Origin of the sequence: Rhodopseudomonas rhenobacensis, from assembly GCF_014203125.1 — a bacterium.
GTDB classification, from domain to species: Bacteria; Pseudomonadota; Alphaproteobacteria; order Rhizobiales; family Xanthobacteraceae; genus Rhodopseudomonas_A; species Rhodopseudomonas_A rhenobacensis.
The window spans coordinates 116313-133094 of the sequence record NZ_JACHIH010000010.1 but is presented as its reverse complement, the minus strand read 5'-3'; the positions used below and the strand labels follow the sequence as shown (position 1 = coordinate 133094).

At 64.5% G+C, this 16782-nt stretch carries 17 protein-coding genes; 12 read left to right on the top strand and 5 right to left on the bottom strand.

Features of this window, described 5'->3' with window-relative positions:
- Positions 1 to 276 precede the first annotated feature (276 nt).
- Entirely contained in the window at positions 277 to 1878 is a 1602-nt protein-coding gene (gene urtB / locus HNR60_RS10500) for an urea ABC transporter permease subunit UrtB (RefSeq protein ID WP_184257144.1), read from the bottom strand.
- Between the two features lie 304 nt (positions 1879 to 2182).
- Positions 2183 to 3496, bottom strand: coding sequence for an urea ABC transporter substrate-binding protein (urtA, locus tag HNR60_RS10495; RefSeq protein WP_184257127.1), 1314 nt, complete (start codon positions 3494 to 3496; stop codon positions 2183 to 2185).
- A gap of 487 nt (positions 3497 to 3983) precedes the next feature.
- Here urtA and HNR60_RS10490 point away from each other — a divergent pair, with 487 nt between their 5' ends.
- From HNR60_RS10490 to HNR60_RS10480, 3 genes are all read left to right on the top strand, one after another.
- Positions 3984 to 5429: a DEAD/DEAH box helicase gene (locus HNR60_RS10490; protein ID WP_184257125.1), complete on the top strand. Its 1446-nt coding sequence runs from the start codon at positions 3984 to 3986 to the stop codon at positions 5427 to 5429.
- Between the two features lie 24 nt (positions 5430 to 5453).
- Entirely contained in the window at positions 5454 to 5735 is a 282-nt protein-coding gene (gene infA / locus HNR60_RS10485) for a translation initiation factor IF-1 (RefSeq protein ID WP_011474121.1), read from the top strand.
- Positions 5736 to 6008: 273 nt separating this feature from the next.
- A complete protein-coding gene (locus tag HNR60_RS10480; RefSeq protein WP_011474122.1) occupies positions 6009 to 6221 on the top strand; it encodes a cold-shock protein in 213 nt (70 codons plus the stop codon).
- Positions 6222 to 6620: 399 nt separating this feature from the next.
- Here the strand turns inward: HNR60_RS10480 and HNR60_RS10475 are convergent, their stop codons facing one another.
- From HNR60_RS10475 to HNR60_RS10465, 3 genes are all read right to left on the bottom strand, one after another.
- Positions 6621 to 7256 carry a TadE/TadG family type IV pilus assembly protein gene (locus HNR60_RS10475; protein WP_246432896.1) on the bottom strand — a complete coding sequence of 212 codons (636 nt, stop codon included), beginning with the start codon at positions 7254 to 7256 and terminating at the stop codon, positions 6621 to 6623.
- Positions 7257 to 7267: 11 nt separating this feature from the next.
- Positions 7268 to 7819 (bottom strand): TadE/TadG family type IV pilus assembly protein, encoded by a 552-nt coding sequence (locus HNR60_RS10470; protein WP_184257121.1) that lies wholly within the window; start codon positions 7817 to 7819, stop codon positions 7268 to 7270.
- Between the two features lie 180 nt (positions 7820 to 7999).
- Entirely contained in the window at positions 8000 to 8500 is a 501-nt protein-coding gene (locus tag HNR60_RS10465) for a pilus assembly protein N-terminal domain-containing protein (RefSeq protein WP_184257119.1), read from the bottom strand.
- A 406-nt stretch (positions 8501 to 8906) separates the two neighbouring features.
- On the opposite strand from HNR60_RS10465, the gene HNR60_RS10460 reads away from it, so the two are divergent.
- From HNR60_RS10460 to HNR60_RS10420, 9 genes are all read left to right on the top strand, one after another.
- Positions 8907 to 9071, top strand: a complete 165-nt coding sequence (locus tag HNR60_RS10460; RefSeq protein ID WP_184257117.1) for a Flp family type IVb pilin — start codon at positions 8907 to 8909, stop codon at positions 9069 to 9071.
- An 86-nt stretch (positions 9072 to 9157) separates the two neighbouring features.
- Positions 9158 to 9304 carry a hypothetical protein gene (locus HNR60_RS10455; protein ID WP_184257115.1) on the top strand — a complete coding sequence of 49 codons (147 nt, stop codon included), beginning with the start codon at positions 9158 to 9160 and terminating at the stop codon, positions 9302 to 9304.
- Between the two features lie 87 nt (positions 9305 to 9391).
- Positions 9392 to 9916 (top strand): A24 family peptidase, encoded by a 525-nt coding sequence (locus HNR60_RS10450; RefSeq protein ID WP_184257113.1) that lies wholly within the window; start codon positions 9392 to 9394, stop codon positions 9914 to 9916.
- A 125-nt stretch (positions 9917 to 10041) separates the two neighbouring features.
- A complete protein-coding gene (gene cpaB / locus HNR60_RS10445) occupies positions 10042 to 10836 on the top strand; it encodes a Flp pilus assembly protein CpaB (RefSeq protein WP_184257111.1) in 795 nt (264 codons plus the stop codon).
- Positions 10837 to 10877: 41 nt separating this feature from the next.
- The gene (locus HNR60_RS10440) at positions 10878 to 12290 is read left to right on the top strand and encodes a type II and III secretion system protein family protein (protein ID WP_184257142.1); all 1413 of its coding nucleotides are present in this window, start codon (positions 10878 to 10880) and stop codon (positions 12288 to 12290) included.
- Between the two features lie 21 nt (positions 12291 to 12311).
- Positions 12312 to 13037 carry a CpaD family pilus assembly protein gene (locus HNR60_RS10435; RefSeq protein ID WP_184257109.1) on the top strand — a complete coding sequence of 242 codons (726 nt, stop codon included), beginning with the start codon at positions 12312 to 12314 and terminating at the stop codon, positions 13035 to 13037.
- Positions 13034 to 14299, top strand: a complete 1266-nt coding sequence (locus HNR60_RS10430) for a CpaE/TadZ family protein (RefSeq protein WP_184257107.1) — start codon at positions 13034 to 13036, stop codon at positions 14297 to 14299. Before HNR60_RS10435 ends, HNR60_RS10430 begins: the two co-directional genes overlap by 4 nt.
- A 21-nt stretch (positions 14300 to 14320) precedes the next feature.
- Positions 14321 to 15793 (top strand): ATPase, T2SS/T4P/T4SS family, encoded by a 1473-nt coding sequence (locus tag HNR60_RS10425; protein WP_184257105.1) that lies wholly within the window; start codon positions 14321 to 14323, stop codon positions 15791 to 15793.
- 11 nt (positions 15794 to 15804) lie between these two features.
- Positions 15805 to 16779: a type II secretion system F family protein gene (locus tag HNR60_RS10420; RefSeq protein WP_184257103.1), complete on the top strand. Its 975-nt coding sequence runs from the start codon at positions 15805 to 15807 to the stop codon at positions 16777 to 16779.
- Positions 16780 to 16782 lie beyond the last annotated feature (3 nt).

Genomic DNA, 16782 nt, shown 5'->3' with positions numbered 1-16782 from the left:
TTCGCCCTCGCCAACAACATCCTGCAAGGCCATCGCCTCACCCACAGCGCCGCGGCGTAGCCGATCAGCCACCGACCGCACCCCACCAACCGCACTCCTCCAACCGCACTCCTGCGCAGCGATCGCGACACATCATATCGCCGAGAGCCGCCAATCGAATAGCTTCACAGGCTCTCAGGATGACGGCTGTGCCACATTGCGCGCCGTCGTCACCCTGAGGTGCGAGGACGAAGTCCGAGCCTCGAAGGGTGTCGGCGAAGGAAAGACGCGTCATCATCATGCTTCGATCGCCCGGCCCTTCAGCGCGAACAGGCCGCGCGGACGTTTCTGGATGAACAGGATGATCAGCACCAGGATCGCGATCTTGCCGAGCACCGCGCCGGCGACCGGCTCCAGGAACTTGTTGGCGATGCCGAGCGTGAAGGCGCCGACCAGCGTGCCCCACAGATTGCCGACGCCGCCGAACACCACCACCATGAAAGAGTCGATGATGTAGCTCTGGCCGAGATTGGGGCTGACATTGTCGATCTGCGACAGCGCCACGCCGGCGATCCCGGCGATGCCGGAGCCCAGCCCGAATGTAAGCGCATCGACCCGCGAGGTGGCGATGCCCATCGACGCCGCCATTCTCCGATTTTGCGTCACCGCGCGCATCTCGAGGCCGAGCGCGGTGTAGCGCAGCATCGCCAGAAGGATCGCGAACACCGCGAGCGTGAAGCACAGGATCCACAGCCGGTTGTAGGTGATCACGATCTGGCCGAGCTCGAACGCGCCCGACATCCAGGACGGATTGCCGACCTCGCGGTTGGTCGGACCGAACAGCGTGCGCACCGCCTGCTGCAGCACCAGCGACAGTCCCCAGGTCGCCAGCAAGGTCTCCAGCGGCCGGCCGTAGAGGAAACGGATGATGCTGCGCTCGATCACGACGCCGATCAGCCCCGCGACGAGGAACGCCAGCGGCACCGCGATCAGCAGCGAATAATCGAACAGCGCCGGATAGCTGGTGCGGATGGTCTCCTGCACCACGAAGGTGACGTAGGCGCCGATCATCACCATCTCGCCATGCGCCATGTTGATGACGCCCATCACGCCAAAGGTGATGGCAAGCCCGATCGCGGCCAAGAGCAGCACCGAGCCGAGCGACAGCCCGTACCAGGCGTTCTGCGCCATCGACCACAGCGCCAGCCGGCTCTCGATCGCCGCCGTGGCTGCCGCCGCGGCGCGGGTCACCGCGACCGACTGCTCGCCGGCAAGCCCGGTCAATAGCGCAAGCGCTTCCTGGTCGCCGCGTGCCTTGATGGTGGCGATGGCTTCGAGCTTCTCCGGATCGGTGGCGTCCTGCTTGAATAAGAGAATCGCGGCGCGCGCCTCGCTGAACGCCTTCTTGGCGGCGCTGGTGGTCTCCTTGGCGAGCGCGCTGTCGACCATCGGCAGCATCGCCTCGTCGTGGGTCTTGAACACCGATTGCGCCGCCTGGATGCGCTTCGCCAAATCCGGCGATTGCAGCGTCAGACCACCGAGTGCGGCCTCTACGGTGCGGCGCAGCCGGTTGTTGAGCCGCACCGCGCTGGCGCCATCGGGAAGGCTTTGCACCGCCTCGCCGGTCGCGGCGTCGGCGATCTTGCCGTCCGGCTGGGTGACGAAGACTTTCTTGGATTCGGGATCGGCCATCAGCCGGCCGGCCTGCAGCGCGCTGATGATGGCGTAGGCCTGCGGATTTCCCGAGGTGGCGACGACGCCGACCGCCTCCTCGGTATCGGAAAACGAATCATTGGCGAATTGCGCGACGGCGTCCTCGAACGGACCGGCCAGAGCGGGGATGGCGGACGCTGCGATCAATAGGACTGCAAAGGCAAAGGCGCGAATACGATCAAGCAGACAACGATCAAGGAATTGGCTGAGCACTGGCGGACCCCGGCGGATGGAAGCGAAGGCGGTGGTGACGCCGCCTTCGCTGGTTTGGATCAGGTCATACAGGCCTGGATGTAAGTTCGGAGCATCGCAACCTCCGCCCCCTCGCCCCGCTTGCGGGGAGAGGGTGGCGCGACAAACGAAGTTTGTCGCGTCGGGTGAGGGGGCGCCTCGTGTTGCCGATGCGCCCCCTCACCCGATCCGGCTTCGCTAACGCTCCGCCGGATCGACCTCGCCCCGCGCGTGGGGAGAGGTGCGCTCGCGGATCCGATCAGGACCCCTGGCCACCGCACTTGTTGGTCTTGGTGTTGTAGTTGCCGCACTTCTTGCCGACCCAGTCGCCGATCAGGTCCTTGGAGCCTTCGAGCTCCTTCGACCAGGCGTCGCCGGCCACCAGGCCGGGGGTCTTCCACACCACGTCGAACTGGCCGTCGGCCTTGATCTCGCCGATGAACACCGGCTTGGTGATGTGGTGGTTCGGCAGCATCTTCGAGGTGCCGCCGGTGAGGTTCTTGGCCTCGGTGCCGGGCAGCGCGTCGATCACCTTGTCGGCGTCGACCGACTTGGCCTTCTCCACCGCCTTGACCCACATGTCGAAGCCGATGACGTGGGCTTCCATCGGGTCGTTGGTCACGCGCTTCGGGTTCTTGGTATAGGCCTGCCAGGCCTTGATGAACTTCTCGTTCTCCGGGGTCTTGATCGACTGGAAGTAGTTCCAGGCGGCGAGATGGCCGACCAAGGGCTTGGTGTCGATGCCGGCGAGTTCTTCTTCGCCGACCGAGAACGCCACCACCGGAATGTCGGTGGCCTTGACGCCCTGATTGCCGAGCTCCTTGTAGAACGGCACGTTGGCGTCGCCGTTGATGGTGGACACCACCGCGGTCTTCTTGCCGGCCGAGCCGAACTTCTTGATGTCGGCGACGATGGTCTGCCAATCGCTGTGACCGAACGGCGTGTAGTTGATCATGATGTCTTCCTGCTTGACGCCCTTCGACTTCAAGTAGGCTTCCAGAATCTTGTTGGTGGTGCGCGGATAGACGTAGTCGGTGCCGGCCAGCACCCAGCGCTTCACCTTCTCGTCCTTCATCAGGTAGTCGACCGCCGGGATCGCCTGCTGGTTCGGCGCCGCCCCGGTGTAGAACACGTTGCGCTCGGATTCCTCGCCTTCATACTGCACCGGGTAGAACAGGATCGAATTCAGCTCCTTGAACACTGGCAGCACCGACTTGCGCGACACCGAGGTCCAGCAGCCGAACACCACGGCGACCTTGTCCTTGGTGATCAACTCGCGGGCTTTTTCGGCGAACAGCGGCCAGTTCGAGGCGGGATCGACCACCACGGCCTCGAGCTTCTTGCCGAGCACGCCGCCCTTTTTGTTCTGCTCGTCGATCAGGAAGAGAATGGTGTCCTTCAAAGTGGTTTCGCTGATCGCCATGGTGCCCGACAGCGAGTGCAGAACACCGACCTTGATGGTGTCTTCGGCTTTCGCGGGGCTGAATGAGGCCAGGCCCAGAATCAGACCGGCGGTCGCTGCCAGCCAGCCACGCCGGCTGATCGGCGTCGCTTTCTTCGGTTCAATAAGCATGAGGTATCGTCTCCCTGACGCAGAGATCTACAGTGATGCGTGGCCCCACGGCCGTCTGCGTTGACGGAATCGCAAGATCCATGCCATGGCGGGGTAAAGCGATAAGGGAATGGAGATGCGGGGAATTTCGAGATTCGCGGTTGGTCAGGCGGCCGCGCCGGCATTGCTCCGCCGCGAACATTTGCCGCAATAATCAGCAATCGGCTCACTTCGCGTGCAAAAATTTCGACCAGGCTATTTTTTGATCGGCAATTTGGAAGAAAGTCAGCCTGCGGACGATTACAGCTTGAATCTGTCGCGCGGCTGTTCCATATGAGGGAGCGACCTTGAGACTCATCGGGTCAATGCGAGCCGCGTGTTCTGAGCCCGTCTTAAACGGTTTCTGGCTTGCCCCTTCAGCTAACAAAGCCGACGCCCCAAACACGCGGGTGTCACCAGACACCCCTCGTGCGCTCCTGGTTCAGCTTGCCGGGCGCCTACCTTTGTAATGGAAAGAACCAACCTTTTGACCTCCTTTCAGGAATTCGGCCTGGCCGAAGCCATTTCGCGTGCGCTTAAAGAAGAAAATTATCTGACCCCGACGCCGATTCAGGCGCAGACCATTCCCCTTGCACTGGCCGGCCGCGACGTCGTCGGCATCGCCCAGACCGGCACCGGCAAGACCGCGTCGTTCGCCCTGCCCATTCTGCACCGCCTGTTGGAAAACCGCATCAAGCCGCAGCCGAAGACCTGCCGCGTGCTGGTGCTGAGCCCGACCCGCGAACTCTCCGGCCAGATCCTCGAGAGCTTCAATGCCTATGGCCGCCATATCAAGCTGGCCTCGGCGCTGGCGATCGGCGGCGTGCCGATGGGTCGCCAGGTCCGCTCGATCATGCCGGGCCTCGACGTGCTGGTGGCGACGCCGGGCCGCCTGCTCGACCTCGTGCAGACCAACGCGCTGAAGCTCAACCAGGTCGAATTCCTGGTGCTCGACGAAGCCGACCGCATGCTCGACATGGGCTTCATCAACGACATCCGTAAGATCGTGGCGAAGCTGCCGATCAAGCGGCAGACGCTGTTCTTCTCGGCCACCATGCCGAAGGACATCGCCGACCTCGCCGACCAGATGCTGCGCGATCCGGCGCGGGTCGCGGTGACCCCGGTGGCCTCCACGGTGGAGCGCATCACCCAGCGCATCATCCAGGTCGATCACTCCGCCAAGCCGACCCTGCTGGCGCAGATCCTCAAGCAGGAGAACGTCAACCGGGCGCTGATCTTCACCCGCACCAAGCACGGCGCGGACAAGGTGGTGAAGGGCCTGGCGCGCGCCGGCATCACCGCCGACGCGATCCACGGCAACAAGTCGCAGAATCACCGCGAGCGCGTGCTGGCAGCGTTCCGCGCCGGCGAAATCCGCACCCTGGTCGCGACCGACATCGCCGCCCGCGGCATCGACGTCGACGGCATCACCCATGTGGTGAATTTCGATCTGCCGAACATCCCCGAGACCTACGTCCATCGCATCGGCCGCACCGCGCGCGCCGGCGCCGAAGGCATCGCGATCTCGCTGGTCGCCGGCGAAGAGATGGCGTTCCTGCGCGACATCGAAAAGCTGATCCGGATCACGCTGCCGAAGGAAGATCGCCGCACCCCCGGGCATCGCGATACCGTAGCAAAGGTGTCGCAGCATCGCGGCGCGCATGCCGCTCCGCACGTACACTCCCCGCGCAGCAACGACGTGGCCCCCTCCTCGAACGGCCCGCGTCGCCGTCGCCGGCCGACCGGTGGTACTATCGCCGCTGCGGTTTCTCGGCACGAGCCGACCCGGCACGAGACCACCGCCCGCCCGCAGCCGCAGCCGGCTGCCAAGGAAGGCATTCAGGGCGTCGCTTTCCTGCATCGCGAGAGCCGCCCCGGAACTCAACCCAACCGCAAACAAAGACCGCAGCGCTGATCAACGGCCGATCTGGAGACGACCATGGCTAAAGAAGAGCTGATCCAGTTCGAAGGACTGGTGACCGAAATCCTTCCCGACGCGCGCTACCGCGTGCAACTCGACGCCGGACACGAAATTGTCGCCTATACGGCCGGCAAGATGAAGAAGAACCGCATCAAGACGCTGGCGGGTGACCGTGTCACCATCGAGATGTCGCCCTACGATCTGGAAAAGGGCCGGCTGATCTTCCGCCACAAGGACGAACGTCCCGGCGGCGGCCCGCCCCGTGGCGCCCCGCCGCGCGGTCAGTTTCGCCGCAGGTAACGGCGCTGCGGCGGCCGTCAAACGCCGCCGCGGCATGAACTCAAACGTGCTTGGCACCCCGGACACAACTGGCTTTCCGATTAAAAAATCGTGCACGTCAGGATTGTTTTGGGGACCGCTTTCGCATAACATCGACTAATCGATTTTCGGCCGGACGACATTAGCTATCCACCGGTACAGCCGGTTTACGCTGACGACCCTTCCAAAATTCGATCTCACCAGCCCATCAAAAGTGGGTTTCGACTATATCTATATTGAGAAGGGACTACCCCCGTGAGCATGGGAACCGTGAAGTGGTTTAACGCGACCAAGGGCTTTGGATTCATTCAGCCGGACGATGGTGGCAACGACGTGTTCGTGCACATCAGCGCGGTTGAGCGGGCCGGCCTTGGCACCCTGCGTGAAGGCCAGAAGATCAGCTACGAAATCGTCGCCGATCGTCGCTCTGGCAAGTCTTCGGCCGATAACCTCCGCGCCGCCGGCTAATCTGCATCCCGTCAGCGAGCGCTGCGGGATGAGCTAACAAGTCGAAAAGGCCGCGCTACTAGCGCGGCCTTTTTTCGTTGCGCGGTGGTCAGAACATCAGGCCTGAGACGGCGTCAGGAGACTTGGCGACAGAGCCTCGCTCGAAAAAGCGATCAATGAAATCGGGCATTAGCCCCGTCATTGCGAGAAGCTGTTGCGACGAAGCAATCCAGGGCTGCACGCGATGCCCCTGGATTGCTTCGCTGCTCGGTCGGCGCTACGCGCCGCCCTCGGCTCGCAATGACAAAACCGCTGATTATGCTCGCTGCTTTTTGAGTCAGGCTCTGAGGAGACTTCGCGTCGGCAGACTTCGCGTCAGGAGACTTCGCGTCAGGAGACTTCGCGTCAGGAGACTTCGCGTCAGGAGACCTGGGTCGGACAGGCCGCGGTTGCCGACGCCGGGTTCAACAGCACGCAGCTCGATTGCCGGGGACGCGTGAAGGTCTCGTCGTGAAGCGGGATGCCGGCCTTGGCAATCCAAGCCACCGTCGGCGTGTAGAGATACTTGACCTCGCTGTAGATCAGGTACTGCCCGGCGATAACCTTACTGTTCGAGTCTTTTGCGATCAGATCACTCGGCACGTCGACGGTGGTGCCGGGCCTTCTGACCACGTCGCCCTTGCTCCATTGCGCGACGCCCCTGCCGGTCACCGGGTCGATATAGACCTCGGTGATCGTGGTCTGGAATTGGGTGGCGGAATGGGTGGCGGAATACGGCGTCATGATCGCGTCGGCGATACTGAGGAAATTGCTGACGTCGCTATCGACCACCGACTTGCTGCGCGAGGTCAGATCGGAGATGGTTTGCGCGACGATCGAAACCTTGCGACGCGCCGCGACGCCCGACGACACCTCGACCGTTCCGAAGAACATTACCAGCATCAACGGCACGATCATGGCGAATTCGATCGCCGCCACGCCGCCGCGATCGCGGCGGAATCGTCCGAGCGGTGACGAGAGCCAGCAGGGCAAATGAGACAGTGCGCGCATCTTCATCGGATTGGCCATCATTGCGGGCGAAGCGCGGCCGTCGCGGCCAACAGGTGCTTGCTGTTGGCGGTGCCCCGGCCGATGTTCGACATATCGAAGCCGAGCTTGGTCACGAACAGCGGCCATGGATAGAACGACCGCACCACGATGGTGTAGTTGCTGTTCGCGCTCGGCGGCAGCGTGTAGACGAAGCTGTCGACAAACGCTCCGGTCTTGCTGTCGATCGGATTCTTGATGTCGATGGTCGCGCCGGGCGCAAACGACTGCACGTCGACGCGCAGGTCGTCACAGTTGAGCAGCATCTTGACGCGGTCGCAGACCAGCTGCTTGAAATCCGAGGCCAGCGCCGGATTGGTCTGGGTCAGAAACGCGCGGGCGCTGTCCTGCGTCCCGGTCTCCAGCAATTGTCCGGCGAAGAAAACCAGCCCGACCTCGATGATCGCAAACAGCAGCCCGAAGAAGAACGGCGCCACCAGCGCGAATTCGACCGCGGTCGCGCCACGCCGATTGCGGCCGAAGCCGCGCAAGGCGTTCAGGGTAACGGCCTGCAAACACCTGAAGCCTGGCATCGATACAACCTCGCACTGACCCTTACTGTCGTTGCAATTTAGCGAGAACTGATTGTTGAAGTGTTGCCGGGGTTCGAAACAGACTGCCGGGTTCCGTTAACGCCATGCTAACCATGCCGGCGCCGCGGACGACGGCCGGCATCGGCCGCCGTGCCGGCTGGTCCAGCGTCAGAGCCGCGATCAGTTCGGCTTGGCGGCCGTCGACGCGCCACTGGCTTGCGTATTCAGGCTGCCCGCCTGGTCCATCGCCGACTTGAAATAGCCCTCGCCGTCGCCGAGCGTGACCCGGCGCTGGCAGGTCGGCGTACAGCTGTAGGATTCCCGATCGACGCCGCGATACACCGTCACCACCCGGTCGGTCGGGCCCTCGACCTGGATCACCCGGTCGAGCAGCACCTCGCCGGCGCGGTCCATCGCGATCACATTGGTCGCGCCGTAGCCCTTGCCGGTCACCACGATGATGCCGCCGGGCTGCAACGTCACGTCGGCGATCAGCGGGTTGCCGACCACGATGGTGGCGATGCGCGCCGGAAATTTCACCAGTTTCGCCTGGTCGACGTTCACCGCGATGACGCCGTTCGCGGTCTCGGCGGCGGCGGGCAGCGGGCCCAGCAGGGCCAAGCCGACCGTTGCGGCGAGCCACGCCGCGCGCAGCTCGAGGCGCTTCACACTCTTACACATACTCTACCCCGGGACGTCTAAAAGCCGGCCATAGCGATACGCAGCGGGGCCGGCGCCCGTCATGGCAAAGGTGACGTTAATTAGTGAACGAACTGCAAATGTCGGGCTGTGGCGGCTGCCGCGCCGGGCGCGATCGCCCCTTGCTGGTAGAATCCCGGGCGCGGCCGCAGCGTCGGCGTCGTCGGCAAAACCCTGAAATATCCGGCAAAATCCGGACCCCTTACAAGTTGTGGCAGCTTAAGCCGAAATTTACTGTGTCAAAGAACAGCGAATTGCAGCGGTGTTTCTGTAGTCGAATTAACTGCACCGCAATTTCCGGATCCTAGCTTCGCGCCATGGTCCCGGTGCTGAGAACGCCGGCAAGACCAGAGAAGTTCACAGCCACGTGGATACATGGAGTAGTCTCATGAAGAATATCGTTGCGCGTTTCCTGAAAGACGAATCGGGCGCCACCGCGATTGAATATGGTCTGATCGCCGCCGGCATCGCGCTTGCGATCATCACCGCGGTCAACACCGTCGGCACCAATCTGACCGGCAAGTTCACCTCGGTGGGCAGCGCCCTCAAGTAAGCCTTTTACGCAGCGTTGCAGCGAAGGCCTCGAACCTCCGAGGCCTTCGTTGTTTTGAAGACCAATAAGTCGGTGGCGGCGTGATCATGAGTAAGCTGAGTACAGGACGGATGGGGCCGACGACGGCCCGCATCGCCGCGGGAGCCCGCATCGACGAGGCCATTGCGCTGGTCTGCAGCGCGCTGGTGCTGGCGCTGCTGGCGCTGGCGATCCGGATCGCCCTGTCCTGGTGAGCCGTCACGCATTTCCCGATTGTTCATCTGTTCCGGCTAATTTGCCCGCGGTCCCCGTCCCCGACCGCCGAACGGCGTGGTGAACTGATGATCCTCGACCTGCTTCGTATCATGCTGTTTCCGGCGCTGATGGCCTTCGCGGCAGCCAGCGACCTGTTCACGATGACCATTTCCAACCGCGTCTCGCTATTGCTGATCGCCGGCTTCGTGGCGTTGGCGGGGCTGAGCGGCATGGGATGGCAGGAAATCCTGTCGCATGCCGCCGCGGGCGGCACGGTGCTGGCAATCGCCTTTACCTGTTTTGCGTTCGGCTGGGTGGGCGGCGGCGACGCCAAGGTCGCGTCGGCCGCGGCGCTGTGGTTCGGCTTCGACCATCTGCTCGAATATCTGCTCTACGCTTCGCTGTTCGGCGGCGCGCTGACGCTGCTGCTGCTGCAGTTTCGGCAATGGCCGCTGCCCTACGCGCTGTGCGGGCAGTCGTGGCTGCTGCGGCTGCACAACAAAGAGACCGGCGTTCCCTATGGCATCGCGCTCGCCATCGGCGCGTTGATGATCTATCCGGAAACCGAATGGATCCGCGCGGTCGATCTCTCCCACTTTGCGATCAACTGAAGCGCCCCCGCGTTATCCGCGGGCGCGATTTAGATACGCCTCATTAACCATGCTTTGACGAATAGCTGGTCAACTCCGGATTACAGCGACGCATGCGTCGCCGCGTAATGTGGAAAGTGAAGCGTATGAATACGGCACGCATTGTCGTCCTGACCATCGCTGTCGGCGCCGGCGGCGTGGCAGCCTATCTGGCCAGCGGCGCCGACCAGCAGCCCCCTCCGGCGGCGCCGGTCGCCGAGTTGCAGACCATCGAGGTGCTGGTCGCGAAATCCGACATCCCGCTGGGACAGGCGCTGACCCCCGGCGACGTGCAGTGGCAGACCTGGCCGGCCGCAACCGCCAGCGACATGTTCATCCGCCGCAATCAGCGCCCCGACGCCACCACCCAGATCGCCGGATCGATCGCGCGGTCGTCCTTCATCGCCGGCGAACCGATCCGCGACCTGAAACTGGTCAAGGCCAACGGCTCGGGCTTCATGGCGGCGATTCTGCCGGCCGGCATGCGCGCGGTTTCGACCGAGATTTCGCCGGAAACCGGCGCCGGCGGCTTCATCCTGCCGAACGACCGGGTCGACGTGATACTGTCCAAGCGCGACAAAAATCCCGACGCGCGCGCCTCCGCCGATGCGGTCAATTCCGAGATCATCCTCAGCAACATCCGGGTGCTGGCGATCGACCAGACCGTCGAAGAGAAGAACGGGCAGAAAGTCGTGGTCGGCAAGACCGCGACGCTCGAACTGAAGCCCGAGCAATCCGAGGGCCTGGCCCGCGCCCGGCAGAGCGGCACGCTGTCGCTGGCGCTGCGCAGTCTCGCCGATGCCAATGCCGCGGACATCAACCCGGACGATCGCAACGCCAAGCGCGACAGCGTCAACGTGGTGCGGTTCGGCGTCTCGACCCCGACCGCGACGCAGAAGTGACCAGAGGACCGGCTATGAGTTGCAGCAAACCCCATCGGCCGATGCGCAGTCCGCTGGCTCGCGCCTTGTGGCTGTCTGCGGCGACGGCCATGATCGTCAATCCGGTGCTCAGCGAGGCGGTGGCCGCCGACTATCGCCACGCCGCCGCGATGGGCGACGGCCAGATGAACGCCCGCTTTCTGGCGCTCGGCGTCGGCAAATCGATCGTGATCGACCTGCCCCGCGACATCAAGGATGTGCTGGTCGCCGATCCCAAGATCGCCAACGCGGTGGTGCGCTCGGCGCAGCGCGCCTACATCATCGGCGCCGCGATCGGCCAGACCAATATCGTGTTCTTCGATTCCACCGGCCAGCAGATCGCCGCCTACGACATCGCGGTGACCCGCGACCTCAACGGCATCCGCGCCGCGCTGAAGCAGACGCTGCCGGGCTCCGACATCCGCATCGAAGGCCTCGGCGACGGCGTCGTGCTGTCCGGCACCGTGAACAGCCAGATCGAAGCGCAGCAGGCCGGCGATATCGCGGCCCGCCTGGTCGGCAAGATCGACAACGTCGTCAACAGCATCACGGTGCGGGGCCGCGATCAGGTGACGCTGAAGGTCACGGTCGCCGAGGTGCAGCGCGACATCGTCAAGCAGATGGGCATCGATCTCAGCGGCTCGATGAGCTACGGCACCACCGTCGTCACCTTCAACAACTCCAACCCGTTCAACGCGTCGGGCAAAGACCTGGTGTCCGGCAACGCGATCTCGGCGGCGTTCGGTTCGGGGCCGTCGGTCAAGGCGACACTGAAGGCGATGGAATCCGCTGGCGTGGTCCGCACTTTGGCCGAGCCCAGCCTGACGGCGATCTCCGGTGAATCCGCCAATTTCCTCGCCGGCGGCGAATTCCCGGTCCCCGGCGCGCCGGACTGTTCCACGTCGCCCTGCAAACAGACCATCCAGTTCAAGAAGTTCGGCATCGCGCTCAACTTCACGCCGATCGTGCTCAGCGAAGGCCGGATCAGCATGAAGGTCTCGACCGAGGTCTCGGAGCTGTCGTCGCAGAACTCGATTACGATCGGCGACACCACGATTCCCGGCCTGAAGACCAACCGCGCCGACACCACGCTGGAGATCCCCTCGGGCGGATCGATCGCGATGGCCGGCTTGATGAAGCAGCAGACCAAGCAGGCGATCAGCGGCCTTCCGGGCGCATCGCAAATGCCGGTGCTGGGCTCGCTGTTCCGCAGCCGCGACTTCGTCAACAACAACACCGAATTGATGATCCTGGTGACGCCCTACATCGTTCGTGCGGTCGCGCAGAAGGACCTGTCGCGTCCGGACGACGGCTTCGCCGACGCCTCCGACCCGCAGGCCGACCTGCTCGGCAACATCAACCGGATCTACGGCGTTCCCGGTCGCACCGAGCCGACCAAGAACTATCGCGGCACTTATGGCTTCATCACCGACTGAGGCGGGACAAGGACCACAATGATGACGCGCGAACACCCCGCCAAACAGCTCCGCCGCCTGCGCTCGGGCGGCGCATTGCTCGGCCTCTGCCTGGCGCTCGGCGCCTGCACCCACACCGAGACCGTGGACCTCACCGCCAGCATTCCGGACGATTCTCGGCAACGCCATCCGATCGCGATCCAGGAGGCCGACCAGAGCATGGTGGTGTTCGTCGGCACCGGCCGCGGCGGCCTGACCGGGCCGCAGCGCGCCGACCTCGCCGCATTGGCGGACGACTGGCTGCGCGAAGGCACCGGCCAGGTGGTGATCGACGCGCCGATCCACACCCCGAACGCCCGCGCCGCGGCGCAATCGGTCCGCGAGATCCGCGCGCTGCTGGCCGCCAAAGGCTTGCCGCCGGGCAGCGTGACGGTGCGCGAGTTTCAGCCGCGTGATCCCCGGCAGTTCGCCGCCATCCGCGTCAACTATCCGCGGATCACCGCCAGCGTCGGCCCGTGCGGGTTGTGGCCGGACGATCTCGGGCCTTCGATCAAGAACAAGGCCTATTTCGAGAACAAGCCGTATTACAATTTCGGTTGCGCCAACCAGCGCAACCTCGCCGCGATGGTCGCCAACCCGTCCGACCTGGTGCAGCCGCGGGCGGAAACTCCCGCCTACACGGCGCGGCGGACCGTTCTCCTCGACAACTACCGCAAGACGATCCCCGTGGTCCCGACCGACACCAAGATCAGCGATACCGGCAAATGATCAGTTACGCACGCCAAACGCCCGAAGAGCCCACCACGCCGCCGTCGGCGCCGGAAGAGCATATCGCGCCGGCGCCGCGGGTGTCGGTGCAGGCATTCTGCGAAACCGTCGAGACCGCGGCGGCGGTGCAATCCGCCGGCGAGGATCGAAGGCTCGGCAAGGCGCATCTCAAGATTCAGATGGGCGGCATGGCGGCTGCCATCGAGGCCTATCGCTCGGCGCCGACGCCGAACGTCATCATTCTGGAAACCGACGCCCGCAGCGACATCCTGGCCGGGCTCGACCAGCTCGCCACGGTGTGCGACGCCGGCACCCGGGTGATCGTGATCGGCCGCGTCAACGACGTCACGCTGTATCGCGAGCTGGTGCGCCGCGGCGTCAGCGACTACGTGATCGCGCCGGTGGCGCCGATCAAGATCGTCGCCTCGATCTGCGGATTGTTCTCCGCCCCCGAAGCCCGCGCGGTCGGCCGCATCATCGCGGTGGTCGGCGCCAAGGGCGGCGTCGGCGCCTCGACCATCGCCCACAACGTCGCCTGGGCGATCGCCCGCGACCTCGCATTGGACTCGGTGGTCGCGGATCTCGACCTCGCCTTCGGCACCGCCGGCCTCGATTACAATCAGGACCCGCCGCAGGGCATCGCCGACGCGGTGTTCTCTCCCGACCGCGTCGATACCGCGTTCATCGACCGGCTGCTGTCGAAATGCACCGATCACCTCAGCCTGCTGGCGGCGCCCGCCACCCTGGAACGGGTCTACGACTTCGGCAGCGAGGCGTTCGACTCGATCTTCGACACGCTGCGCACCACGATGCCCTGCATCGTGCTCGACGTGCCGCACCAATGGTCGGGCTGGACCAAGCGGGCGCTGGTCTCGGCCGACGACATCCTGATCGTGGCTGCGCCTGACCTCGCCAATCTGCGCAACGCCAAGAACATGTACGACCTGTTGAAGGCGGCGCGGCCGAACGATCGGCCGCCGCATTACTGCCTGAACCAGGTCGGCGTGCCGAAACGCCCGGAGATCAACGCCAACGAATTCGCCAAGGCGATCGAAAGCCAGCCGGTGGTCAGCATTCCGTTCGACGCGCAGATCTTCGGCGCCGCCGCCAACAACGGCCAGATGATCGCGGAGATTTCCGCCAATCATCGCGCCACCGAAATGTTCTTGCAGATCGCCCAGCGGCTGACCGGCCGCGGCGAAACCAAAAAACCGCGCGGCTCGTTGCTCGCGCCGTTCCTCGAGAAATTGCGGGCCAAATAACGCCCGGGGTGGAGCATCGTCGTGTTTGGTAAGCGTAGCGGAGCAGATAACGACGGCCGCCTGCCGAAGCCCGCGCCAGCGGCGCCGGAGCCGGCGACCGGCGTTGCGTTGCGTGCGCCGATCGATGCGCCGCCCGCCGCGGTGGCGTCGCCGCCGCTCGCCCCGGCCCGGTCGACGCCGGCCGCGATCGCGATCGAGACCCGTAGGTCGGATAACTATTACCAGGTCAAGGCGACCATTTTCGGCGCGCTGATCGAGGCGATCGATCTCGCACAACTCGCCAAGCTCGACACCGAATCCGCGCGCGAGGAAATCCGCGACATCGTCAACGAGATCATCGCGATCAAGAACATCGTGATGTCGATCGCCGAGCAGGAGGAACTGCTCGACGACATCTGCAACGACGTGCTCGGCTACGGCCCGCTGGAGCCGCTGCTGTCGCGCGACGACATTTCCGACATCATGGTCAACGGCGCCGGCACGGTGTTCATCGAAGTCGCCGGCCGCATCCAGCGCACCGGCATCCGGTTTCGCGACAACCAGCAGCTCTTGAACATCTGCCAGCGCATCGTCAGCCAGGTCGGCCGCCGCGTCGACGAATCCTCGCCGATCTGCGACGCTCGGCTCGCCGACGGCAGCCGCGTCAACGCCATCGTGCCGCCGCTGGCGATCGACGGCCCTGCGCTCACCATCCGCAAGTTCAAGAAGGACAAGCTGACGCTCGATCAGCTCGTCAAGTTCGGCGCCATCACGCCGGAAGGCGCGACGATTTTGCAGATCATCGGCCGCTGCCGCGCCAACGTGCTGATCTCCGGCGGCACCGGCTCCGGCAAGACCACGCTGCTGAACTGCCTGACCAATTACATCGACGACGACGAGCGCATCATCACCTGCGAAGACGCCGCCGAATTGCAGCTGCAGCAGCCGCACGTGGTGCGGCTGGAAACCCGACCGCCGAACATCGAGGGCGAAGGCCAGGTGACGATGCGCGAGCTGGTGCGCAACTGCCTGCGTATGCGGCCCGAACGGATCATCGTCGGCGAAGTCCGCGGACCGGAGGCGTTCGACCTGCTGCAGGCGATGAACACCGGCCACGACGGCTCGATGGGCACGCTGCACGCCAACAATCCGCGCGAGGCGCTGTCGCGCTGCGAATCCATGATCACGATGGGCGGCTTCTCGCTGCCGTCGCGCACCATCCGCGAGATGATCTGCGCCTCGATCGACGTGGTGATCCAGGCAGCAAGGCTACGCGACGGCTCGCGCCGCATCACCCACATCACCGAGGTGATGGGGATGGAAGGCGACACCATCATCACCCAGGACATTTTCCTGTACGACATGGTCGGCGAGGACGCCAACGGCCACATCGTCGGCCGGCATCGTTCCACCGGCATCGGCCGGCCGCGGTTCTGGGATCGCGCGCGCTACTACGGCGAGGAAAAGCGGCTCGCCGCGGCGCTCGACGCCGCCGAAGCCGTCGTCGAAATCTAGCGGGGACATCGATGCAGATACAAACGCTCGCCGTCGCCTTCCTCGCCGCCACGGCGGTCGGCGGCCTCGCATGGGTCTTCATCTATCCCTCGTTGTCGGGACAGAAGGCGGCCGAACAGCGCCGCGCCTCGCTGGCGCGTCCGGAGCCCGTGGTGCGCATGGCCGACCGCTCGCAGCGGTCGCGCCGCGAACAGGTCGAAGGCTCGCTGAAGGAAGTCGAAGCCCGGCTGAAGAAGGAAAAGAAGGTCGCGTTGAGCACCCGGCTGACCCAGGCCGGCGTGAAATGGACGCCGAAGGGATTCATCATCGGCTCCGGCGTGCTCGGCGCCCTGATGTTCGCGATCACCTACCTGTTGGGCGGCGGGCTGATGGCCGCGGTCGGCCTCGGCTTCGCCGCCGGCTTCGGGCTGCCGCGCTGGGCGCTGAATTACCTGAAGAAGCGCCGCGAAAAGAACTTCCTCAAGGCGCTGCCCGACGCCGTCGACGTCATCGTGCGCGGCATCAAGGCCGGGCTGCCGCTGTTCGATTCGCTGAAAGTCGTCGCCGCCGACGCCCCCGAACCCTTGAAGAGCGAATTCCTCGCGATCCTGGAAACCCAGGCGATCGGCATGCCGCTCGGCGAAGCCTGCGCGCGGCTGTACGACCGGATGCCGCTGCCGGAAGCCAACTTCTTCGGCATCGTGGTGGCGATCCAGCAGAAGTCCGGCGGCAATCTCTCGGAAGCGCTCGGCAACCTCTCCAAGGTGCTGCGCGACCGCAAGCGGATGAAGGAGAAGATCCAGGCGATGTCGATGGAGGCCAAGGCCTCCGCCGGCATCATCGGCTCATTGCCGCCGATCGTGATGTTCCTGGTGTACCTGACGACGCCGGACTACATCTCGCTGTTGTGGACGCATCCGACCGGGCAGCTGCTGTTGGCCGGTTGCGTGCTGTGGATGGCGATCGGCATCTTCGTGATGAAGCAGATGATCAATTTCGACTTTTGACGG